This is a genomic window from Nocardia sp. NPDC005998, assembly GCF_040614395.1.
Taxonomy (GTDB): domain Bacteria; phylum Actinomycetota; class Actinomycetes; order Mycobacteriales; family Mycobacteriaceae; genus Nocardia.
This window is the reverse complement of record NZ_JBEXUI010000013.1, coordinates 1-22,157: the sequence shown is the minus strand read 5'-3', so window position 1 is coordinate 22,157 and position 22,157 is coordinate 1. Positions and strand designations below refer to the sequence as shown.

The window sequence follows — 22,157 nt, the reverse complement described above, 5'->3', positions numbered from 1 at the left end:
CAGCACCGGCCCGTCATGCGCGCGGCCGCTGTCTACAGTGACTTGGTGGACATGCGCAGCACCGCCCTGCTGACCGATCAGTACGAACTGACCATGCTCGCGGCCGCGCTCGGCGACGGCTCGGCGCAGCGCCGCTGCAGCTTCGAGGTGTTTGCCCGGCGCTTGCCGAATGGTCGCCGTTACGGTGTGGTCGGGGGTACCGGCCGCCTGCTGGACGCACTGGCGCACTTCCGTTTCGAAGAACCGGAGCTCGATATCGCGGCGGGCTTCTTGGACTCGAAGACCGTCGACTGGCTGCGCGACTACCGCTTCACCGGTGATATCGACGGCTATCCGGAGGGTGAGCTGTATTTCCCGGGCTCCCCAATCCTTTCGGTGCGCGGCAGCTTCGCCGAATGCGTCCTGCTGGAGACGCTGGCCCTGTCGATCCTCAACCACGACAGCGCGATCGCCTCGGCCGCCGCACGCATGGTGAGCGCCGCCGCGGGACGCCGGATGATCGAGATGGGCTCGCGCCGGGCCCACGAACTCGCCGCACCGTCCAGCTCGCGCGCCGCATATCTGGCCGGTTTCGACGCCACCTCCAACCTGGAGGCCGTGCGCCGCTTCGGCGTGCCCGGCGCGGGCACCAGCGCGCACGCGTTCACCCTGCTGCACAGCGCCGCCGACGGCGCGCACGAGGCGGCCGCCTTCCGCGGCCAGATCGATGCGCTCGGCATCGGCACCACCCTGCTGGTGGACACCTTCGACATCACCAAGGGCGTGGCCACCGCGATCGAGGTCGCCGGACCCGAATTGGGCGGCGTGCGTATCGACTCCGGCGATCTCGGCGTGCTGGCCAGGCAGGTGCGCGAACAACTCGACCGGCTCGGCGCGACCAAGACCCGCATCGTGGTCTCCGGCGATCTCGACGAATATGCGATCGCCGCATTGCGCGCCGAACCCGTCGATGCCTACGGCGTCGGGACGTCGCTGGTCACCGGGTCCGGAGCGCCTACCGCGGGCATGGTCTACAAACTGGTCGAGGTGGACGGGCTGCCCGTGGCCAAACGCAGCAGTCACAAGGAGTCACGCGGCGGCACCAAAAAGGCGGTCCGGCTATCCCGCCCGACCGGCACCGTGGTCGAGGAGATCATCTACCCGGCCGCCGGAACCCAGCCCGCCGCAAACGGATTCGAAATGCGCGAGCTTTTGGTTCCGCTGGTGCGCGGCGGTGAGGTGGTCGATGGACTGCCCACGCTCGCGGACAGTCGCAAACTGGTTTCCCGCGGGCTGGTCAGCCTGCCGTGGGAGGGCCTGAAACTGTCGGATGGGGAGCCTGCGATTCCGACGACATTTCTGAACTGACCGGGGACTCGGCGGCCTGGGCGTTGCGCCGCTTGGCCAGCCATTCGACGGTCGAAACCGCTATCAGCACGATCAGCAAGCCCTTGATCAGCAGCCGCACCCAGTCACCGCCCGCATCGGGTCGGTCGCCGAGCAGAAAGGCGGTAGCGAGATAGGCGGTGTAGCCGATGAAGAATGCGATCGAAATTCTGACGGTGCTGTTCACGTGTTCCTCCAAGTGCCGTGGCCCGCCCGATCGATAAGGCGGCACAATGTAATCCACAGACAGGAGCCCGAGCGTTTACATCTCGGTGCACGACATCCTGGGAAAGTGAGGTCGACATGAACCGAGCGTTGATCATCGTCGACGTGCAGAACGATTTCTGCGAGGGCGGATCACTCGCCGTCAGCGGTGGGGCCATGGTCGCCCGTCGCATCACCGACTATCTGAACTCCACGCATTACAGTGCGGTCGTCGCGACCCGCGATTACCACATCGATCCGGGCGGACATTTCTCCGAACATCCCGACTACCTGGACACCTGGCCGCCGCACTGCCGGGTCGGCACCTCCGGTGCGGATTTCCACCCGAATCTCGATACCGCGCCGATCCAGGAGATCTTCTCCAAGGGCCAATATTCCGCGGCCTACTCGGGTTTCGAGGGCACCACCGAGGACGGCACCAGCCTGGCCGACTGGTTGCGCGAGCACGCCATCGACGAACTCGACATCGTCGGGATAGCCACCGACCACTGCGTCCGCGCGACCGCCCTCGATGCCCGCATCGAAGGGTTCGGCACCCGGGTGCTGCTGGACTTCACCGCGGGCGTGGCACCGGAGACCACCGCCGCCGCCCTCGATCGCATGCGCACGGCAGGCGTGGATCTCGAGGGGTCGGTCGCCCGGTAGCCCGGTCCGCGGCAGCATCGTGCACCCCGACCTGCCGTAGGACACGCCGGGTCGCGTGGCGAAGGTGTGCGAAGTACCGTGCGGACCGGATCGGGCGGTGATCTCTGTCGGTTCCACGCAGTAGGCTCGTCGCGTGCCCGAACTGCCGCCCGTCCCCGAGCTTTTGGCCACCGCTGTGCACGCGCTCGGCGGGAAGGAGCGCGTCGGGCAGCTGACGATGGCGGCAGCGGTGGACCATGCGATCGATACCGGGGAGCACCTCGCTGTGCAGGCGGGGACCGGGACCGGGAAATCGCTGGCGTATCTGGTGCCGAGCCTGCGTCATGCGGTGCGGACCGGGCGCACGGTGGTGGTGTCGACCGCGACGATCGCACTGCAGCGTCAGCTCGTCGATCGGGATCTGCCGCGACTGGCCGAGGCGCTGAGCAAGCCGCTGGGCCGGAGCGCGAAATTCGCGATCCTCAAGGGGCGCAACAACTATCTGTGCCTGAACAAGATCAATAGCGCGATTCCGGACGAGCCGCAGGAGGCGGAACTCTTCGACGCGTTCGCCATCTCCCGGCTCGGCCGGGAGGTGCAGCGGCTCAACGAGTGGGCCTCCGATACCGAGACCGGCGACCGGGACGAGCTCGTCCCCGGCGTCACCGACCGGGCCTGGCGGCAGGTCAGCGTGTCGTCGCGGGAATGCCTCGGCAAGTCGCGCTGCCCATTCGGCCAGGATTGTTTCGCCGAGCGGGCCAGGGCGGAATCGGCGCAGGCCGACGTGGTGGTGACCAATCACGCACTGCTGGCCATCGACGCGATCAGCGGCATCCAGGTCCTACCCGAACACGATGTGGTCGTCATCGATGAGGCGCACGAGCTGGTCGACCGGGTCACCGGCGTGGCCACCGCCGAACTGGCCGCCTCGGCGATCAGTGCCGCGGCCCGGCGCTGCGCCAAACTCATCGACCAGCAGGAAGTGGACCGGCTGGAGGAGGCCGCCGAGGCCTGGCACACGGTGCTGGACGAACTGCCCGCCGCCCGCTGGGACGCCCTGCCCGATGGCATCGCGCCGGTACTGGCGCTGGTGCGTGACGCCGCCTGGAATGCCCGCACCGCGCTCGCGCCACAGGGCGGTACTACCGCACAGGGCGACCCGGAGAGTGCCGCCGCCCGCACCCAGGCACTGGCCGCCATCGATGAGGTGCACGACAGCGCGGTGCGCGCCTTGACCGCGTTCGATGAACCCGATCCGGCCAAACGCACCGATGTCATCTGGCTCGCCGCGGACGAGATCCGCGGCGTCGCCCGGCGGACATTGCGGATGGCGCCGCTAGCGGTGGGCGGGCTCCTGCGCAGCAGACTCTTCGGCACCGCCACCGTCGTGCTGACCTCGGCGACCTTGCAGATCGGCGGCTCCTTCGACGGACTCGCCATCACCTGGGGTCTGCCCGCGCAATCGGCCAATCGCAGCGACACCGCAACCGCGAACGGCGCCGAAGCGCCCTCGGACGCCGATAACGTGCGCTGGAGTTCGCTCGATGTCGGTTCGCCGTTCGACCATGCCAAATCCGGCATCCTGTACGTCGCCAAACATCTGCCCGCCCCCGGCCGCGACGGTTTGGCACCGGCCTATCTCGACGAAATCGAGCGGCTGATCACCGCCGCGGGCGGCCGCACACTCGGTCTGTTCTCCTCGATGCGTGCCGCCCGCGCGGCCACCGAGGCACTGCGCGAGCGGCTGGACACGCCCGTTCTATGTCAAGGGGACGACGCAACCGGCGCACTGGTACGCAAGTTCGCCGACGATCCGGAGACCTCGTTGTTCGGCACGCTGTCGCTGTGGCAGGGCGTCGATGTGCCCGGTCCGTCGCTGAGCCTGGTCATCCTGGATCGGATCCCGTTCCCCCGGCCCGACGATCCGCTGCTGACCGCGCGGCAGCGCGCGGTGGAATCGCGCGGGGGCAATGGCTTCATGACCGTCGCGGCCAATCACGCCGCATTACTGCTGGCCCAGGGCACCGGCAGGCTCCTGCGCAGCGTCGATGACCGCGGTGTCGTGGCGATCCTGGATTCGCGTTTGGCGACCGCACGCTACGGCGGCTATCTGCGCGCCTCACTGCCGCCGTATTGGGAGACCGCGGATCCGGAGGTCGTCACCAGAGCACTCCGGCGGCTGACCGCCACAAGCGCCTGATCAGGTCGAACTGTGATACCACTCACAAAGCGCTCCATTACTTCCAGACAGAAGTAAGTTGAGATCCGATACTTCGGTGGACCCCCAATTCCACACCGGATGTATCGGCGGTCCCCGCGCCAAGCCCTGCACGCGGCGCGGGGACATCATGTACCCCGGTAACGGCCGGTCCGTTTCCCAATGACGCACCAGCCAAATATCGACGCTCTCGACGAATTCTTGATCAGCGCAAGATCTTTGGCCGAATATCGGGCGATCTTCACACTCACCGATGCCGACCTCGACGGACACATCCTCGACCGTCCCGGCGGCGCAGCAAGTTTCACGGCGGAAGCCAGTGAACTCGGCGCCACCGTCATCGCTGCGGACCCGATCTACGCCCGACCTGCGGAGCAGTTGCGTGCCCTCACCCGGTCGGAAACCGTACCCGCTCGTTGATCACACCGGTGCCCGTCACGACGATCTGGTCGCGCATCTGCGAAAAGAATTGCACGACAAAGGGATCCGGTCCTCACTCCGGAAAACCGGCTACGAATTCCAGCACGGCGCAACCACGGTCCTGGTCCTGCATTCGCACCCCGATACGACGTGAGATCGATTGGGGGCCATATGAAGCAGCCGCGCGGCGACCGTCACCGCGCCGCTCGTATCAACAGATCAGAGCGTCCACTTCAAGATCAGCGTGATGACGGCCGCGACCACGGCCAACACAATCGAGGCAATGCCCCACACCACACCGTGACGCTGCCACGGGCGGCCGCTGTCGAGGGAGAACTTGCCGGGGCCGGTGAAGGCGACGACCGCGCCGACGGTGGCGAACAGCAGGGGCATTTCATAACCCTTGCCGGTCAGCAGACCGCCGTGCCAGGTGGTGTTGATCGCGTTGATCATGGTGCCCAATACGATGGCCGAGGCCAACGGGGTCAGTAGGCCGAGCACCAGCAGGATGCCGCCGGTGAGTTCACTCAGTCCGGCAAGCGTGCCGAACACTTTGCCCGGGTTGTAACCCATCGAATCGAAGGTCGCGGCATTGCGGCTCCAGCCCGGGCCGTTGAACCAGCCGAACAGTTTCTGGCTGCCGTGTGCGGCGAGCAGGCCACCGAAGACGACGCGCAGCAGCAAGAGGCCGAGATCGGTGGCGGAGTTGTCGAGAGTCGTGATACCCGAGCCGCCGGAGCGCTCGAGCGTGCTGTGGTTGGTCATGCTGGTCCCTATCCCTGCATCGGTTCGAACAGTGACTGTTTAGCCTCGGCAATGAAACGGACTGCGGTCCGATTATCGCACAGTGCACGCCAACTGCGCGATCCTCGGTGTTATTCCGCCAGGAAGAAGAAGTATCCGAGGAACATCACCAGCAACGCCCACATCGCCGGATGCACCTCTTTGACGCGCCCCTTCGCGGTCATGACGATCGGGTAGAACAGCATCCCCATCGCCAGTCCGTTCGCGATCGAGTAGGTCAGCGGCATCATGATGACGGTGACAAAGGCCGGGATCGAGTACTCCAGCCGGTTCCAGTCGATCTCGCCGAGCGCACGGGCCATCAGCACGCCGACCACGATGAGCGCGGGCGCGGTTATGGCGGACGAGCCCGCGACGACTGCGAAGATCGGGTAGCAGAACATGGCGATCAGGAACCAGCCCGCGGTGGTTACCGCGGTCATGCCGGTCCGCCCGCCCGCCGAGACACCCGCGGTCGATTCGACATAGGCGGTGGTGGTGGAGGTGCCGATGACCGCGCCCGCCATGGTGCCCACCGAATCGGCGGCGAGTGCGCTGGCCGCGCGCGGCAACTTGCCGTCCTTGTCGAGCAACCCGGCCTGGTTGGCCACTCCGATCAGGGTGCCGGAGCAGTCGAAGAAGTCGACGAACAGCATGGTGAGGATGACGACGGCCATCTGGCCGGTGAAGGCGTCCGGCAGATGGATGATCGCTTGACCGAAGGTGTGCTCGAGCCCCCGCGGCATCGCGACGACACCATGCGGCAGATCCACCAGACCGCTGACGACGCCGACCGCCGCCGTGAGCACGATGCCGTACAGCACCGCGCCGTGCCAGCCGATGACCAGGAACACCACGGTCACGACCAGGCCGAACAGCGCAAGCAGGGTGGTGCCCTTGGTGAAGTCGCCGAGCGTGACCAGCGTGGCATCGCTATTGACCACGATGCCCGCATTCTTCAGGCCGAGGAACGCCACGAACATGCCGATGCCCGCCCCGACGGCCAGCTTCATCTGCATCGGAATCGCATCGAGAATGCGTTCGCGCACCTTGGTGATCGCGAGCACGAAGAAGATCACCCCGGACAGGAAGGTTCCCGACAGCGCCGCCTGCCACGGGATTCCCATTCCGAGCACCACCGAGTACGCGAAGAAGGCATTGAGGCCCATACCCGGCGCGAGTGCGATGGGATATCTGGCCCATATGCCCATCACCAGCGTGCCGAATACCGCCGCGATGGCCGTCGCGGTGAAGACCGCCTGCATGGGGATGCCCTTGGCGCCGAGCGCGCCCTGGTCGCCGAGTACCGATGGATTCACCGCGAGCACGTAGGACATGGCCAGGAAGGTGATCGTTCCGGCCATCAGCTCACGCTTCATGGTCGAGCCGTTCGAACTGATGCCGAAGTACGTGTCCAAACGTCCTCGGGTCCGGCTCAGAACGTCGGTGACCATAGGGTTCTCCAGTCGAAAATTCGTACAAGGGTGCCAGGGCACGGTAGCCGACAGTTCACTGAGCCCGAGAACTCGCCCCATGGGCCGGGTGCGGACATTCGTGAGCAGCGTCACGATAGCCATCTCCCTGCTCGGCGGCGCCACCACCTTTCGCGGCCTGGATTTCCCCTGAGGCGCCAAGGCCACGATCAACCTCTGGCTCGCCTATTCGATTTCGAAGCAGCCACCCCACCGCATGCTCCGCAGCTTCACCACCGGGCCCTCCTCGGGACACCAGGGCCTGGTCCAACTCGCCAAGTAGTTACGCCCGGTTCCGATCCTGGGGAATCCGACAGCCGACTCGCGTCGAGTACGGGCCGAGATCATCGAGCGTCGCATCCGGCGCTTTCACAGCGCCGACACCGGTTAGGCGCTCGGAGCGATGACCAAGCCCAGTTCGGCGTCGCCGGCGAGTAACTCGTTATGGGGGAGTATGCGGATCGTGTAGCCGACGGCACCGGAGAGCGGGACCGGGGTTTCGACTGTGAAAAGGTCTGTGCCGGAGTCGGATCCGGTGTGGGTCATGGCGTAGCTGCTGATGTCGGAGAGGTCGTCGGTCGGGGAGACACGGCCGAGTACGGCTTGTACGGTGACGTCGGCGGGGGTGAGACCGCCGAGGTCGATGCGGGCGGAGAGGGAGAGTTCGGCGCCGATGATGGGGGTGTCGGGCAGGCCCGCGCTGTCGACCTGGATCACCTTGACCGAGGGCCAGGCGGCCTCCACTCGACGGCGGTACTCCGAAATCGCTCGGGCACCGGCGAATTCGTCGGCGCTCGCGCGTTTCCCGGCGACCGCGGCGGGCGCGTAGTACTCGACCGAATAGTCGCGGACCATGCGGGAGGCCAGCACCTTCGGCCCGAGGGTTTCCAGGGTGTGGCGCACCATCTCGACCCAGCGCACCGGCATATCGGAGGGATCGCGGTCGTAGAACCGCGGTGCCACCATGCGTTCGAAGAGGTCGTAGAGGGCGGCCGCCTCGAGGTCGTCGCGGCGGTGTTCGTCGGTGACACCGTCGGCGGTCGGTATGGCCCAACCGTTTTCGCCGTCGTACATCTCATCCCACCAGCCATCGCGGATGGAGAGGTTGAGCCCGCCATTGAGCGCTGACTTCATCCCGGAGGTGCCGCAGGCCTCCAGCGGACGCAGCGGATTGTTCAGCCACACATCGCAACCCCAGTACAGGTAGCGGGCCATCGACATGTCGTAATCGGGCAGGAAGACGATGCGATGGCGCACTTGCGGATCGTCGGCGAAGCGGACGACCTGCTGGATCAGCGCCTTGCCGCCGTCATCGGCCGGATGGCTCTTACCCGCGACGACCAACTGCATCGGCCGATCCGGATTCAGCAGCAGCGCACGCAAGCGCTGCGGATCGCGCAACATCAGGGTCAGCCGCTTGTAGGTCGGCACCCGCCGGGCGAAGCCGACGGTCAGCACATTCGGATCGAAAACGCCATCGACCCAATCCAATTCGGCCGATGCGGCACCGCGCTCCAACCAGGAGGCGCGCACCCGGCGGCGCACCTCGGCAACGAGGGTGGCGCGCAAGGTATTCCGGGTGGACCACAGTTCAGCCAGGTCGATATCGCGCAGCTTCTCCCAGCCCCGCGCCTCCTCGACGAGCTGGGGTCCGATGTATTCGCGGGCCATGTCGAACCATTCGCGCGCTGCCCAGGTCGGAGCGTGCACACCATTGGTGACCGAACCGATCGGCACCTCGGTCGCATCGAATCCGGGCCACAGCGGCGCGAACATGGCACGGCTCACCTCGCCGTGCAGTTTGGAAACACCGTTGGCGCGCTGGGCGAGTCGCAAGCCCATATGCGCCATATTGAACACCGACGGATCGGCCTCGCGGCCCAGCGCCACGATCCGGTCGATGGAAAGCCCGGGCAGCATCGCGGATTCGGATTCACCGTGGCCGCCGCCGAAGTACCTGCGCACCAACGGCATCGGGAACCGGTCGATACCCGCGGGCACCGGAGTATGCGTGGTGAACACCGTCGCCGCCCGCACCGCGGCCAGCGCCGTGTCGAAATCGAGTCCGGTCGAAACCAATTCACGGACCCGCTCGACGCCGAGGAATCCGGCGTGGCCCTCGTTCATGTGGAATACATCGGGATCCGGCAGTCCGGCCGCACGGGTGTATGCGCGTACCGCCCGCACCCCACCGATACCGGCCAGGATCTCCTGCTTGATCCGATGGTCCTGATCGCCGCCGTAGAGCCGGTCGGTGACCGAGCGCAGCTCCGGATCGTTCTCGGCGATATCGGAATCCAAAAGCAGCAGCGGCACCCGCCCGACCTGCGCGATCCACACCCGCGCCCGCAGCACCCGCTGGTCGGGCATCGCCACATGGATCAGCACCGGCGCGCCGTCGGTGGTCAGCAATCGCAGCGGCAGGCCCTGCGGGTCGAGCGCCGGATAGTGCTCGCTCTGCCAACCGTCCGCGGTCAGCGACTGCCGAAAATAGCCGGAGCGGTACAGCAATCCGACGCCGATCAATGGCAACCCCAGATCGGAGGCGGCCTTCAGATGATCACCGGCGAGAATCCCGAGCCCGCCCGAATAGTTCGGAAGTACCTCGGTGACGCCGAACTCCATCGAGAAGTAGGCGATACCGCGCACCGGCTCGTCGGTCTGCCGCTGGAACCAGCCCGGCCGGGTCAGATAGTCGTGCAGATCCGCGGCCGCGGCGTTCACCCGGCCGACATAGTCCACGTCGGCGGCGAACTCGTCGAGCCGCGCCGCGGGCACCTCCCCCAGCATCCGCACCGGATCGCGGCTCACCTCGCGCCACAACTCGGGATCGAGCTCGGCAAACAGGTCCTGTGTGGGCCAATGCCACGACCAGCGCAGATTCGTGGAAAGTTCGCCCAGGGCCGCCAAACGCTCGGGCAGATGGGCACGGACGGTGAAACGACGAAGTGCCTTCACGTGCGGAACCCTACCGAATGCCGAGTCCCCGGGTGGCCACAGCGCCCCAGGTCACCCGTGCGCACGCACCGGCGGACCCGCTCACAGACCTGACGACAGGACTACCCGCGGACCTGACGACGGGACTACCCGCGCCGGGCCCGTCGTGGTGCAATGCACGAGCCGCCCACCGACACGGACCCGCCGGAATATCGGTCGCGACAACCCGGCACAAATGGCAGCATCGGCTGATGCCGCACTGGATCGATGTGCTCCCACAGTTCCTGCTGGCCTGTCTCATCCTGGCCGCCCTACCCGGACCCGCGACCGCACTGTTCCTCCAGCGCGCGGTGCGCGACGGGCGCGCGGCGGGTCTGGCCGCGGTGGCGGGGAACGAAATAGGTGTGTTCGGATGGACGCTCGCCGGTGGCGCGGGCCTGTCGGTGCTGCTGGTCGCGAACCGGTTCATGAATACCGCGGTGCACGTCATCGGCGCGCTGGTGCTGATCTGGCTCGGCGTACAGGCCTGGCGCGGGGCGCGCGGCGACGACGAATTCGGCGCCACGATGACCAAGATGCTGCCCACCGGCCGCACCCCCGGCTCGGCCTTCCGCGCATCGCTGATCTCGATTGCCGCGAATCCGAAGGCGGCCGTCTTCGGCCTGACGATCCTGCCGCAGTTCCTGCCGTCGACCGGTCCGGTACTGCCGACCGTGCTCATCCTGGCGGCCATCCAGTTGGTCATCGATACGGCCTGGTGCGTCGGCATCGTGCTGGCGGCCGATCGGGCCGGGACCTGGTTGCGTCGCACCGGCATCCGCCAGCGGGTGGAACGCGCCCTCGGCGCGATCTTGGTCGCGCTCGGCCTCGGACTGGCGGCCGACGCACGCTGATCCGGACCAACCGCCCCACACCCGGTAGGTTGGTCGACGTGACCGGCCGCATCGCCATCGATGACACCGCCCCGTCGATACCGGGCGGCCGCCCGGCGAAGGCCGCCGTCGGCGAGGTCTTTCCGGTGCGCACTGTGGTCTGGCGCGAGGGGCATGACGCCGTCTCCGCCACGCTCGCGGTGCGCGGTCCCGGATCGGCGCGGACCACCCGCATTCGCATGACACCGGACTTCGAGCCGGACGTCTTCAACGCCACCTTCGTCCCCAACCTGCCGGGCGCGTGGACCTACCGCATCGAGGGCTGGAGCGATCCGATCGCCACCTGGCGGGCGGCGGTGGAGGCGAAGCTGGCCGTCGGTCAGAGCGCCGCCGATCTGGACAACGATCTCGAACTCGGCGCCCGGCTGCTCGAACGCGTCGCGCAGGCCGTACCCAAGAAGCAGTTCGAGCGGTTGCGCGCCGCAGCGGCGGCGCTGCGCAGCGATGAACAGTTGCCCGCTCGTGTCGCGCCCGCATTCGGCACCGAGGTCGCCGAGATCCTGCGCGCTACGCCATTGCGGGACATGGTCACCCGCGGCCCGCAGCACACCGTGCTGGTGGAACGCCAACGCGCGCTGTACGGCTCGTGGTACGAGTTCTTCCCACGCTCGACGGGCGGCCACGATGCCGAAGGCAACCCGATCCACGGCAATTTCGCCACCGCCACCAAGGAATTGCCGCGCATTGCCAGCATGGGTTTCGACGTGGTCTACCTGCCACCCATCCACCCGATCGGCGAGATCAACCGCAAAGGCCGCAACAACGCGCTCTCCGCCGAACCGGGTGATGTCGGCTCCCCGTGGGCGATCGGCTCGAAGGACGGCGGACACGACGCCATCCATCCCGAACTCGGCAGCACCGCCGACTTCGCCGAATTCGTCACCACCGCAACCGAACTCGGCCTCGAAGTGGCACTCGACCTGGCCTTGCAGTGCGCACCGGATCATCCATGGGTCGCCGCCCACCCGGAGTGGTTCACCACGCTCCCGGACGGCACCATCGCCTACGCCGAGAATCCGCCGAAGAAGTACCAGGACATCTACCCGGTCAATTTCGACATCGATCCGGACGGTCTGTACGCGGAGGTCCTGCGCGTCGTGCGGCACTGGATCGGCCTGGGCGTCAAGATCTTCCGCGTCGACAACCCGCATACCAAGCCCGCCGACTTCTGGGAATGGCTGATCGCGACCGTGCGGCGCACCGATCCCGATGTGATCTTCCTGTCCGAGGCGTTCACTCGACCGGCCCGGCTCTACGGTCTGGCCCGCCGCGGATTCAGCCAGTCCTATACGTATTTCACCTGGCGCGTCGCCAAATGGGAACTGACCGAATTCGGCAACGAGCTGGCCGCCAAGGCCGATGAGGCCAGGCCGAACCTATTCGTCAACACCCCCGACATCCTGCACGAAAGCCTGCAGCACGGCGGGCCCGGCATGTTCGCCATTCGCGCGGTGCTCGCCGCGACCATGGCCCCGACCTGGGGTGTCTACTCCGGATTCGAACTCTTCGAGCACCAGGCGGTCCGGCCGGGCAGCGAAGAATACTTGGATTCGGAGAAATACGAACTGCGCCCGCGTCCGTTCGCCGAGGCGCTCGCGCGCGGAGAATCGCTGGAGCCGTGGATCACTCGGCTCAATGAGATCCGCCGCGCACATCCGGCGCTCCAGCAGCTGCGGTGCATCCACTTCCATCACATGGACAACGATGCGCTACTCGCGTATTCGAAGGTCGATCCGGTCAGCGGCGATACCGTGCTGGTCGTGGTGAATCTGAATCCCTATGCGGCCGAATGGGGCATGATCTCACTCGATCTGCCCGCGATCGGCCGCGAATGGCATGACCATCCGGTGGTATTCGACGAGGTCAGCGGCGAGGAATACCACTGGGCCCAGACGAATTATGTACGGCTCGATCCGGCCCACGCGGTCGCCCATATCCTCACGCTGCCCGCGGTACCGCAGCAGGCACGCGCGGAATTGGCCTTCCGCAGGACCTTTCGATGAAGCGCCGCGATCTGATGCTGCTCGCGGCGGGCACACATACCGACCCGCATACCGTGCTCGGCGCGCATCCACATCCCGATGGCTCCGTCATCCGAGTGCTGCGCCCCCACGCCGATACCGTCTTCGCCCGGGTCGGCGGTGTGGACCATCCGCTGAAGTCGTTGGGGCACGGCGTTTTCGCCGGTGTCGTCCCGCATCCCGATCTGATGGACTACCGCGTCGTCACCAATTACCAAGGCGGGCAGACGATCATCAGCGCGGACGGCTACCGCTTCCTGCCTACCGTCGGTGAGCTGGATCTGCATCTCCTCGGCGAGGGCCGCCATGAGCGGCTGTGGAACGTGCTCGGCGCGCACCCGCGTCACTACACCACCCTCGATGGCGAGGTGGACGGCACCTCGTTCGCCGTCTGGGCACCGAATGCCCGCGGCGTCACCGTAATTGGGGATTTCGACGGGTGGAGTGGACACACCGCGCCGATGCGCTCACTCGGTTCCTCCGGGGTGTGGGAGGTTTTCGTGCCCGACGTCGAGGTGGGCACGAAGTACAAGTATCGGGTACACGGCGCGGACGGCCGAACCGTCGATCACGCGGATCCGCTGGCCTTCGCAACCGAGATGCCGCCTGCCACCGCATCTGTCGTCACCAAGAGCACCTACACCTGGTCCGACAGCGAGTGGATCGCCGCACGCGAGCGCACCGATCCGACCCGTGCGCCGATGAGCGTCTACGAGGTGCACCTCGGCTCGTGGCGGCCCGGCCTCGGCTATCGCGAATTGGCCGACCAGTTGGCCGATTACGTGCACGCCGCCGGATTCACCCATATCGAACTGCTGCCGATCGCCGAGCATCCGTTCGGCGGCTCCTGGGGCTACCAGGTCACCTCCTACTACGCACCCACCGCCCGCTTCGGCTCCCCCGACGACTTCCGCGCCTTCGTCGACCGCATGCACACCGCGGGCATCGGCGTCCTGCTCGACTGGGTGCCCGCCCACTTCCCCCGCGACGAATGGGCCCTGGCTCGCTTCGACGGCACCGCACTCTACGAGCACGCCGACCCGCGCCGCGGCGAGCAGCTCGACTGGGGCACCTACATCTTCGACTTCGGCCGCAATGAGGTGCGCAACTTCCTGGTCGCCAACGCGCGGTACTGGATCGAGGAATTCCACATCGACGGACTGCGCGTCGACGCCGTCGCCTCCATGCTGTACCTGGATTACTCACGCGCCGACGGAGATTGGGAACCCAATGTGCACGGCGGCCGAGAGAATCTGGAGGCCGTCGACTTCCTGCAGGACCTGAACGAAACCGTGCATCGCTACCACCCCGGCGTCGTCACCATCGCCGAGGAGTCCACCACCTGGCCCGGTGTCACCCGCGGCACCGATGTCGGCGGTCTCGGCTTCACCATGAAGTGGAATATGGGCTGGATGCACGACACCCTCGGCTACCTGGGTCGTGATCCGATCCACCGCTCCTGGCACCACAACGAGATCACCTTCTCGCTGGTGTACGCATGGAGCGAGAACTACGTGCTGCCCATCAGTCATGACGAGGTCGTGCACGGCAAGGGCACACTCTGGACCAGAATGCCCGGCGACGATTTCGCCAAGGCGGCGGGCGTGCGCGCACTGCTGGCCTACATGTGGTCGCATCCTGGTAAGCAATTGCTGTTCATGGGACAGGATTTCGGCCAGTTCCGGGAATGGTCACACGACCGCGGCCTGGACTGGCACGAACTGGAAAACCCACTGCACCAGGGCATTACGACCGCCGTGCGGGATCTGAACGCGGCCTATCGTGCCCATCCCGCGCTGTGGAGCCAGGACACCAGCCCGGGCGGCTATTCCTGGATCCAGGCCGACGACCGCGACCACAATGTGATCGCCTTCCTGCGCTACGGCTCCGACGGCTCGGTCATCGCCTGCGTCTTCAATTTCTCCGGCTCGGTCCACGGCGAGTACCGCGTCGGCCTGCCGAGCACCGGCACCTGGCGCGAAATCCTCAATACCGACGCCGCCGAATACGGCGGCTCCGGCATCGGAAACCTCGGCGGCATCAAGGCGACCGACGAACCGTGGCACGGCCGCCCCGCCTCCGCCACCGTCGCCCTACCCCCCAACAGCGCCATCTGGCTGACCCCCGAGCCCTGACTCCCCGAGGGTGCGCCCGTCAGTAGGGCTGACCCTCGAGCCCTGACTCCCCGAGGGTGCGCCCGTCAGTAGAGGGCCGCGGCGAGCTTGCGGCGCGCGGCGACCACGAAAGGTTCTGCCGGGTCGAACAATTCGAAGAGTTCGAGCAGGCGAGTGCGGGCCTTGGTGCGGTCATCGCCCGCTGTCTTCTTGATCACCGCGATCAACCGGTCGAACGAGGCATCGGGCTGCTGGTGCAGCATCTCCACGTCGGCGGCAGCAAGGGCGGCGTCGATATTGGCTGGATCGGCGTCCGCGGTGGCGATCGCGGAGTCCGAGACGGCCTGGGCACGGGACAGGAAGCGCAACTGTCGCAGCGCGTTCTTTGCCTCTTCATTGCCCGGCTCGGCGGCGATTATGGCCTCATAGGCCGCTTCGGCACCTGCCATGTCACCGCGCTCGAGCGCGGCCTCCGCGGCGACGAAACGGGGGTCGTCGACGGGCTGCGGCTCGGCACCGCCTTCGCCCTCCAGCTTGCCCGCGACGGCGTCGATGACCGCGCTGAGCCACTGCTTGACCTGCGGCTCCGGCTGGGCGCCCTGGAAGTCCGCGAGCGGCTGACCGCCCGCCACGGCGATCACCGTCGGAATGCCCTGCACGCCGAACGCCTGCGCGATGCGCATATTGCTCTCGGCCTCGACGGTGGCCAGATCCCAGGTGCCGCCGTCCTCGGCGACCAGTCGCTCCAGCGTGCGCACCAACTCGACGCTGCCGGGACTGCGCTGCGAGTACAGCGCGACCACCACCGGCACCTGCATCGACCGGCGCAGCACCTTCGTTTCGAAGTCCACCTCGGAGACGGCGTAATCGCCGCCCCCACCACCCGACGCACCGGCCGGGGGCTGCTTGAGGCTGGACAGATCCACCGCACCGGACATAGCGGCGGCAACGGCTGGCGAAGGGCGGCGTGCGGCAGGTCGAGTCACGGCTTCCAGTTTGTCACGGTGTCGCCGCGGGGGGAGCTCAGGGCTCGTAGGCGGTAGCTTGCGCAACCACGGACAGTCTGCGAGTCCCGCTAATACGACGCAGTCGTCGGGGCTCCGGTGTCGGCGGAAGTGACGTTGCTCAGCTCACCGAGCTGACCCGTGCGCACCGCCCACACCTCGAAGAGCACGGTGCAGAACGGCGGAATGCTCGACAAAAGTGCGAGCACCGTGGTCTTGGCATTCCAGGCCAGCTCACGGGCGGCGAGGATCGCGGTGATCACGAACAGGATGAAGATGATGCCGTGCGTCATCCCGAACACCTTGACCGGCCAGGTGACCGGTTCGGGCAGGCGCTTGAACACCATGCCGACGATCAGGAAAACCCAGGAGATCGCCTCCAGCACGGCGATGAAGCGGAACCGCTTGGCCACGGTGGTCGTGTCGAAGAAATTGCCCATGGCCACCATTGTGCCGGACTGCTACGACGCGTCGTAGTTGAACTGGTCACACTTCGGCGCGCGGCCCCCGTCGGCCCGGTATATGCCGGGCCGACGGAAACGGGAACTAAACCTTGATGATCAGGGCGTCACCCTGACCGCCACCACCGCACAGGGCGGCCGCGCCGATACCGCCGCCACGCCGCTTCAGCTCCAGCGCCAGGTGCAGCAGAATGCGCGCACCCGACATGCCGAGCGGGTGGCCGATGGCGATCGCGCCACCGTTCACGTTCACCTTCTCCGGATCGATGCCCAGCTTGCGGGTCGAGGCGATACCGACCGCCGCGAACGCCTCGTTGATCTCGACCAGATCCAGCTCGGCGGGCGAAATACCTTCGCGCGCACAGGCCTTGGCAATGGCATTGGCGGGCTGATCCTGCAGGGTCGAGTCCGGACCGGCGACAACGCCAGCGGCGCCGATCTCGGCGATCCAGCTCAGACCGAGCGACTGCGCCTTCTCCTTGCTCATCACGACCACCGCGGCCGCACCGTCGGAGATCTGCGATGCGGTGCCAGCGGTAATGGTGCCGTCCTTGCGGAAGGCCGGGCGCAGCTTGGCCAGCGATTCGACGGTGGTGTCGGCGCGGATACCCTCATCGGTGCTCACCAGGACCGGATCGCCCTTGCGCTGCGGCACCGCGACCGGAACCACCTCGTCATCGAAGACGCCGTTCTTCCATGCCGCCGCCGCCCGCTGATGCGAGGCCGCCGCGAACGCGTCCTGATCCTCCCGGCTGACCGGCTCGGTGTCGTTGCGCTGTTCGGTCAGCGCACCCATCGGCTGATCGGTGAAGATGTCGTGCAGACCGTCGTAGGCCATGCTGTCGCGCATCGTCACATCGCCGTATTTGAAGCCCTCCCTGCTCTTTTCGAGCAGATGCGGGGCCTGGCTCATGGATTCCTGGCCACCGGCGACGACGATCTCGTACTCGCCAGCGCGGATCAACTGATCCGCGAGTGCGATCGCGTTGATACCGGACAGGCACACCTTGTTCAGCGTCAGCGCGGGCACATCCATCGGGATGCCGGCGGCGACCGCGGCCTGCCGGGCCGGGATCTGGCCCGCGCCCGCGGTGAGCACCTGGCCCATGATCACGTAGTCGACCTGCTCCGGCGCGACGCCGCCCTTCTCCAGCGCCGCCTTGATGGCGAAACCGCCCAGGTCGGAACCACTGAAGTCCTTCAGACCCCCGAGCAGCCGACCGACCGGGGTACGCGCACCGGAGACGATCACGGTTGTGGTCACGACGAGCCTCGCATTCATTGATCGGAACAGCGCCGCACACTCCGTACTGCACGGAACAATGCGCGGCGTCAACCTCTGTACTCAACGGTAGCTTGTCCGACTCGACCGACCCTCTCCAGGTACGCGGTGCCCTCGCCTGCGCTGGGCCGAGCGCAAGGACTAATGCCGGCCTTCCGCCCGACTGCGTCCGATCAGGCGCTACGTTCGATTGGTGAGCAACGTTATGGACCCGTCGAACTTCATCCCCGGCGACTACGTCATCGCCGTCGACCACGTCGGCATCGCCGTGCCGGACCTGGATGCCGCAATCGCCTGGTACGCCGAGAATCTCGGCATGATCGAGACTCATCGTGAGATCAACGAGGCGCAGGGTGTGCACGAGGCGATGCTGTCACTGCCCGGCGCAGCGGACAGCGCGACTGCTCTGCAGTTGCTGGCTCCTTTGAACGCGGACTCGACAATCGCCAAGTTCATCGACCGCAGCGGACCGGGACTTCAGCAACTCGCCTATCGGGTCACCGATATCGAGGCCGTCTCCACGTATCTTCGTGATCGAGGTCTGCGTTTGCTGTACGACGCCCCTCGGCACGGAACCGCGGATTCCCGCATCAATTTCATACACCCGAAGGATGCTGGCGGTGTGCTGATCGAGTTGGTCGAGCCGAACTCGAATGTTACGCACTAGTATCAAGATCGGGCCTGAAAAACTCGTCCGGATCACATTCGCGGTCGAGTCACCATGAGGTGCAAGTAGGCTGTAGTTTGTGTGCCATGTCGTCACCTGAGTCCGATCGCAATCGCTTCGTTGCACTGCCCTTCACCGTTGTGCGCAAGGGTTATGCGCAAGACGAGGTACGCAACTACTTCGACCGTTTCGATGCCGAGTTAAGGGTCACCGCCACAGATCGGGATGCCGCTGCGGCGCAAGCCCGTAACCTCGCCAGCCAGCTGGAGGACGCGCGGGACGAGATCGACGAACTCCGTAAGGAAGTCGATCGCCTTTCGGTTCCGCCAACCACTGCGGAAGGTATGTCCGACCGCATCTCTCGGATGCTGCGGCTGGCCTCCGACGAGGCCTCCGAAGTGCGCGCTCTTGCGCAGGCCGAGGCGGCGGAAATGGTGTCGATCGCCGAGCAGCAGGCCACCGAAATGCGTGGTAAGTACGAATCGCTGCTCGCCGAAACCAAGGAGAAGCGCGAGGCGCTCGAAATCGAATTCGAGCAGACCCTCGCGAATGCGCGTACCGAATCCGCAAAGATCATCGAGGCCGCCCAGGCCGAGGCCGACCGTCTCGGCAAGGAAGCCGACGCCAAGCGCAAGGCGACCCAGCAGGACTTCGAGGCCACCATGGCCGAGCGTCGCACCAAGCTCACCCGCGCCATGGAGGAGCTCGAGGCCACCAGCCGCGCCGAGGCCGCTCAGCGGATCAAGGACGCGACCGACGAGTCCAACCGCCTCATCACCTCCGCCACTCAGACCTCCGAGCGCAAGATCGCGCACGCGAAGGAACTCGCCGAGGAGATGCGCGTGCTGCGCGGCCGGGTGCTCGCCCAGCTGCTCGGCATCCGCGGTCAGCTCGACTCGGTGCCCGCCATGCTCGCGGCGGTCAACCGGGAAAGCGAACTGCTGGACGGTGTTCCGGATCAGCGCAAGTCGATCGGTGGCGGCACCAAGTCGGTCACCGGCGGTTCGCGCACCAAGGCGATCCCCGAGGTCTCGGCCGACGAAGACGACATCGACGCCGACGAGCGCGAGAACGCCGAAATCAGCAACTGACACCGGCGGGCTGAGCGGCGACAAACGCAACACCCCAACCGAATTCACACCGAAGGCCGCCCCGGAACCGGGGCGGCCTTCCTAATGTGTGGCACGGGCACTTCAGTGCCCCAACGCTATTCACGACCAGCGACGCGTAATCCGCCGTGTCCGACGGCCGTTCCAGCAGCCACGATGCCAGTGCCTGCGATCGTCCTCACCGTCGTCGACCGCCCACGCGACGATATGTGCCACCCCGGGCGGGATTTCGTGATCACAGCCCGGGCAGCGATAGGTTTTGATCGCCCGACTGCCCGGAACAGTCCGCACGATGTACATCTCGTCGCTGTCCGGCCCCGCCTCCCGTCGACCGAATACGTCACTGGTCGGCGGGCCGCCCGAGTGCGAGCGGCCCACCTGGCGTTCCGTCCGCGGTTTCCGTCGGGGCATGCCACAAGCCTAGGTCGTGGCCTGGCGCACACCGCGTACAGTCCGTCCTACCGTTGAGCGAGTCTCAGCGATTCTCTCGCCGCAGGCCTTCCTGCTTCACCGGCCACTGCCGACTCCCGGAGGAGTTGAGGTCTCACGAGGAGTTGAGGTCTCACAAGGCCCCCACGAGCCATTCATCCTCGTCGGGTAACTTCCCGGCGAGTACTGCGATCCAGAGCACTACCAAATAACGCTGACCCACGCCGAGAAACAGCTCATCAGTTCTCAACCCCCGCGCACGGCTTGGCGGGGCTAATCCGTGTGCGTCCAGCAAATTCGTGTACAGCGGGCGGGGGGATTGGCTAGAAGAGGCGGAATTCGTTGCTCTCTGTGCCGCGCAGGGCATCGTAATCGAGGGTCAGGCAGCGAATGCCGCGATCCTCGGCGAGAGTGCGAGCCTGCGGCTTGATCTGCTGCGCTGCGAAGACACCGGCCACGGGAGCCAGGAGTGGATCGCGGTTCAGCAGTTCGAGGTAGCGGGTCAGTTGTTCGACCCCGTCGATTTCGCCGCGGCGCTTGATCTCGACGGCCACGGTGGCGCCGTCGGCATCACGGCAGAGCAGGTCCACTGGTCCGATGGCGGTCATGTATTCGCGGCGGATCAGCGTGTAGCCAGGGCCGAGAGTCTGTACATGCTCGGCGAGCAGTTCCTGAAGATGGGCCTCCACACCGTCTTTCACCAAACCCGGGTCGATGCCGAGCTCATGCGAGGAGTCGTGCTCGACGTCCTCGATGGTGATGCGCAGTTCCTCACCCGCCTTATTGGTGACCACCCAGAAGGCCTTCGCGCCCTCCGGTACCGCGTCACCATCGCGCTCCTCCAACCAGCACGGCGGGCTCATCCAGTTGAGCGGCTTATACGAGCCGCCGTCGGAATGCACGAGGACCGAACCGTCCGCTTTGATCAGCAGCAATCGGCGGGCCATGGCGAGATGGGCGGTGAGTCGCCCTACGTAGTCGACCTGACAGCGAGCAATCACTAGGCGCACCCAAGCACTGTAGGTGAGTGCCCGGTCCCGCCTGGCGTCAGCCCTGTCGCATCGGACTGTCAGCCCATGAGCAGGATGGCCGCGAGGATCGCGCTCACGGCGAGCAGGCCGGATTCGACCCTGGTGAGTCTGTGGGTCGACGCCGCCTTGGCCCGGATCATCCCGAAGCCGACCGCTGTTCCGATACCGAAGGCGACCAGGTGGCCGACATTGGTGAAGGTCTGTTCGATCAGCACACCCTCGGCGGCAACGATGAACCACACGGTGGACCAGGCGATACGCCAGCGATGCGGGATGGCGACGACGATCGCGCCCACCAACGCCATGGCGCCGTAACTGACCCCCACGTCCTGGGCCCACCGAATACTCGCGGGCAGCCAATCGGCCTCGATGGCGATCCAGAGGCCAGCGGCGACCAGGAGGGTGGCCCCGATATGTCCGGCCAGGAAGACACGCACCATATGCACCGCACCGAACCGCAGCTCGGCAAGGGCGAGCAGACAGCCGAGTAATGGGATCAGCACCCAGGCGGCGCTGACATCACCGATCACCAGCGCACTCGAGAACACGGTGCTGATACGGCCGTTCAGCAGATTGTGCAGATTCGTGCTCGCGTGCAGCACCATCCGCGTTTGCGCGGAATCGCTGAGCACGGAGAAGACCACAGTGACAGCGACAAGTGCCGCCAGATATCCGAACGTCGCCGGGAGTCTCAGTTGCCACCAGCTCGAGCGAGGCGGTCTGAGGGGAGCAACCGGCGCGCGGTCAGCGGTTGTCGTCGCTGCGACCATTACACCTCCGTTTGGGTCGACGCTCTCCCGTCCAGAGGATGCCGCGTCGACTACTACCTACTGTCTCTCTCCATCATGCGTGATCGAACCACACACAGTCTGACTGTTCCCTGTGAGATTGCTCCAAAACATCGGACCGCACACGAGAAAAGACAATATTACGCAAAAAGGCCCCCAACTGTGTTGGGGGCCTTTCGCAAGGATGTTCCGGCGGTGTCCTACTCTCCCACACCCTGTCGAGTGCAGTACCATCGGCGCTGGTGGCCTTAGCTTCCGGGTTCGGAATGGGACCG

At 66.2% G+C, this 22,157-nt stretch carries 19 protein-coding genes and 1 rRNA gene; 9 read left to right on the top strand and 11 right to left on the bottom strand.

Features of this window, described 5'->3' with window-relative positions; genetic code table 11:
* Nucleotides 1-15: 15 nt before the first annotated feature.
* A complete protein-coding gene (locus ABZ293_RS19350) occupies nucleotides 16-1,347 on the top strand; it encodes a nicotinate phosphoribosyltransferase (protein WP_355182352.1) in 1,332 nt (443 codons plus the stop codon).
* Here the strand turns inward: ABZ293_RS19350 and ABZ293_RS19345 are convergent.
* Entirely contained in the window at nucleotides 1,277-1,552 is a 276-nt protein-coding gene (locus ABZ293_RS19345; RefSeq protein WP_355182350.1) for a hypothetical protein, read from the bottom strand. The genes ABZ293_RS19350 and ABZ293_RS19345 overlap by 71 nt on opposite strands.
* A gap of 116 nt (nucleotides 1,553-1,668) precedes the next feature.
* Here ABZ293_RS19345 and ABZ293_RS19340 point away from each other — a divergent pair, with 116 nt between their 5' ends.
* The 3 genes from ABZ293_RS19340 to ABZ293_RS19330 all read left to right on the top strand — a co-directional run bounded on the left by ABZ293_RS19340 (nucleotide 1,669) and on the right by ABZ293_RS19330 (nucleotide 4,852).
* A complete protein-coding gene (locus tag ABZ293_RS19340; protein WP_355182349.1) occupies nucleotides 1,669-2,235 on the top strand; it encodes a nicotinamidase in 567 nt (188 codons plus the stop codon).
* 133 nt (nucleotides 2,236-2,368) lie between these two features.
* Nucleotides 2,369-4,414: an ATP-dependent DNA helicase gene (locus ABZ293_RS19335; protein WP_355182347.1), complete on the top strand. Its 2,046-nt coding sequence runs from the start codon at nucleotides 2,369-2,371 to the stop codon at nucleotides 4,412-4,414.
* A gap of 180 nt (nucleotides 4,415-4,594) precedes the next feature.
* Nucleotides 4,595-4,852: a hypothetical protein gene (locus ABZ293_RS19330; RefSeq protein ID WP_355182345.1), complete on the top strand. Its 258-nt coding sequence runs from the start codon at nucleotides 4,595-4,597 to the stop codon at nucleotides 4,850-4,852.
* Between the two features lie 219 nt (nucleotides 4,853-5,071).
* On the opposite strand, the gene ABZ293_RS19325 is transcribed toward ABZ293_RS19330, so the two are convergent.
* The 3 genes from ABZ293_RS19325 to glgP form a co-directional block, all read right to left on the bottom strand.
* Nucleotides 5,072-5,617 carry a DoxX family protein gene (locus ABZ293_RS19325; protein ID WP_355182343.1) on the bottom strand — a complete coding sequence of 182 codons (546 nt, stop codon included), beginning with the start codon at nucleotides 5,615-5,617 and terminating at the stop codon, nucleotides 5,072-5,074.
* 110 nt (nucleotides 5,618-5,727) lie between these two features.
* Nucleotides 5,728-7,089: an NCS2 family permease gene (locus tag ABZ293_RS19320; protein WP_355182341.1), complete on the bottom strand. Its 1,362-nt coding sequence runs from the start codon at nucleotides 7,087-7,089 to the stop codon at nucleotides 5,728-5,730.
* A gap of 405 nt (nucleotides 7,090-7,494) precedes the next feature.
* Nucleotides 7,495-10,065, bottom strand: coding sequence for an alpha-glucan family phosphorylase (gene glgP / locus ABZ293_RS19315; RefSeq protein WP_355182339.1), 2,571 nt, complete (start codon nucleotides 10,063-10,065; stop codon nucleotides 7,495-7,497).
* A 230-nt stretch (nucleotides 10,066-10,295) separates the two neighbouring features.
* On the opposite strand from glgP, the gene ABZ293_RS19310 reads away from it, so the two are divergent.
* From ABZ293_RS19310 to glgB, 3 genes are read left to right on the top strand one after another with little or no spacing between them, the layout of a single operon-like run.
* Complete coding sequence (locus tag ABZ293_RS19310; protein WP_355182337.1) at nucleotides 10,296-10,937, top strand: LysE family translocator; 642 nt, start codon at nucleotides 10,296-10,298, stop codon at nucleotides 10,935-10,937.
* A gap of 38 nt (nucleotides 10,938-10,975) precedes the next feature.
* The gene (locus ABZ293_RS19305; RefSeq protein ID WP_355182335.1) at nucleotides 10,976-12,979 is read left to right on the top strand and encodes an alpha-1,4-glucan--maltose-1-phosphate maltosyltransferase; all 2,004 of its coding nucleotides are present in this window, start codon (nucleotides 10,976-10,978) and stop codon (nucleotides 12,977-12,979) included.
* A complete protein-coding gene (glgB, locus tag ABZ293_RS19300) occupies nucleotides 12,976-15,132 on the top strand; it encodes a 1,4-alpha-glucan branching protein GlgB (RefSeq protein ID WP_355182333.1) in 2,157 nt (718 codons plus the stop codon). Before ABZ293_RS19305 ends, glgB begins: the two co-directional genes overlap by 4 nt.
* Before the next feature lie 65 nt (nucleotides 15,133-15,197).
* On the opposite strand, the gene ABZ293_RS19295 is transcribed toward glgB, so the two are convergent.
* The 3 genes from ABZ293_RS19295 to ABZ293_RS19285 form a co-directional block, all read right to left on the bottom strand.
* Nucleotides 15,198-16,049 (bottom strand): tetratricopeptide repeat protein, encoded by an 852-nt coding sequence (locus ABZ293_RS19295; RefSeq protein ID WP_355182688.1) that lies wholly within the window; start codon nucleotides 16,047-16,049, stop codon nucleotides 15,198-15,200.
* 137 nt (nucleotides 16,050-16,186) lie between these two features.
* A complete protein-coding gene (locus ABZ293_RS19290; RefSeq protein WP_355182331.1) occupies nucleotides 16,187-16,555 on the bottom strand; it encodes a DUF3817 domain-containing protein in 369 nt (122 codons plus the stop codon).
* Nucleotides 16,556-16,661: 106 nt separating this feature from the next.
* A complete protein-coding gene (locus ABZ293_RS19285) occupies nucleotides 16,662-17,840 on the bottom strand; it encodes an acetyl-CoA C-acetyltransferase (protein ID WP_355182329.1) in 1,179 nt (392 codons plus the stop codon).
* 223 nt (nucleotides 17,841-18,063) lie between these two features.
* Here ABZ293_RS19285 and mce point away from each other — a divergent pair, with 223 nt between their 5' ends.
* On the top strand, nucleotides 18,064-18,525 hold the full coding sequence (gene mce, locus ABZ293_RS19280; protein WP_355182687.1) for a methylmalonyl-CoA epimerase: 462 nt from the start codon (nucleotides 18,064-18,066) through the stop codon (nucleotides 18,523-18,525).
* Between the two features lie 86 nt (nucleotides 18,526-18,611).
* Entirely contained in the window at nucleotides 18,612-19,616 is a 1,005-nt protein-coding gene (locus tag ABZ293_RS19275; protein ID WP_355182327.1) for a hypothetical protein, read from the top strand.
* 120 nt (nucleotides 19,617-19,736) lie between these two features.
* Here the strand turns inward: ABZ293_RS19275 and ABZ293_RS19270 are convergent, their stop codons facing one another.
* The 4 genes from ABZ293_RS19270 to rrf form a co-directional block, all read right to left on the bottom strand.
* Nucleotides 19,737-20,045 (bottom strand): ATP/GTP-binding protein, encoded by a 309-nt coding sequence (locus ABZ293_RS19270; RefSeq protein ID WP_354954889.1) that lies wholly within the window; start codon nucleotides 20,043-20,045, stop codon nucleotides 19,737-19,739.
* Between the two features lie 341 nt (nucleotides 20,046-20,386).
* Nucleotides 20,387-21,073, bottom strand: coding sequence for an endonuclease NucS (nucS, locus tag ABZ293_RS19265; protein ID WP_355182325.1), 687 nt, complete (start codon nucleotides 21,071-21,073; stop codon nucleotides 20,387-20,389).
* Nucleotides 21,074-21,132: 59 nt separating this feature from the next.
* Nucleotides 21,133-21,864 carry a rhomboid-like protein gene (locus tag ABZ293_RS19260; protein ID WP_355182323.1) on the bottom strand — a complete coding sequence of 244 codons (732 nt, stop codon included), beginning with the start codon at nucleotides 21,862-21,864 and terminating at the stop codon, nucleotides 21,133-21,135.
* A 205-nt stretch (nucleotides 21,865-22,069) separates the two neighbouring features.
* Nucleotides 22,070-22,157 (bottom strand): 5S ribosomal RNA (gene rrf / locus ABZ293_RS19255); the annotation flags it as partial.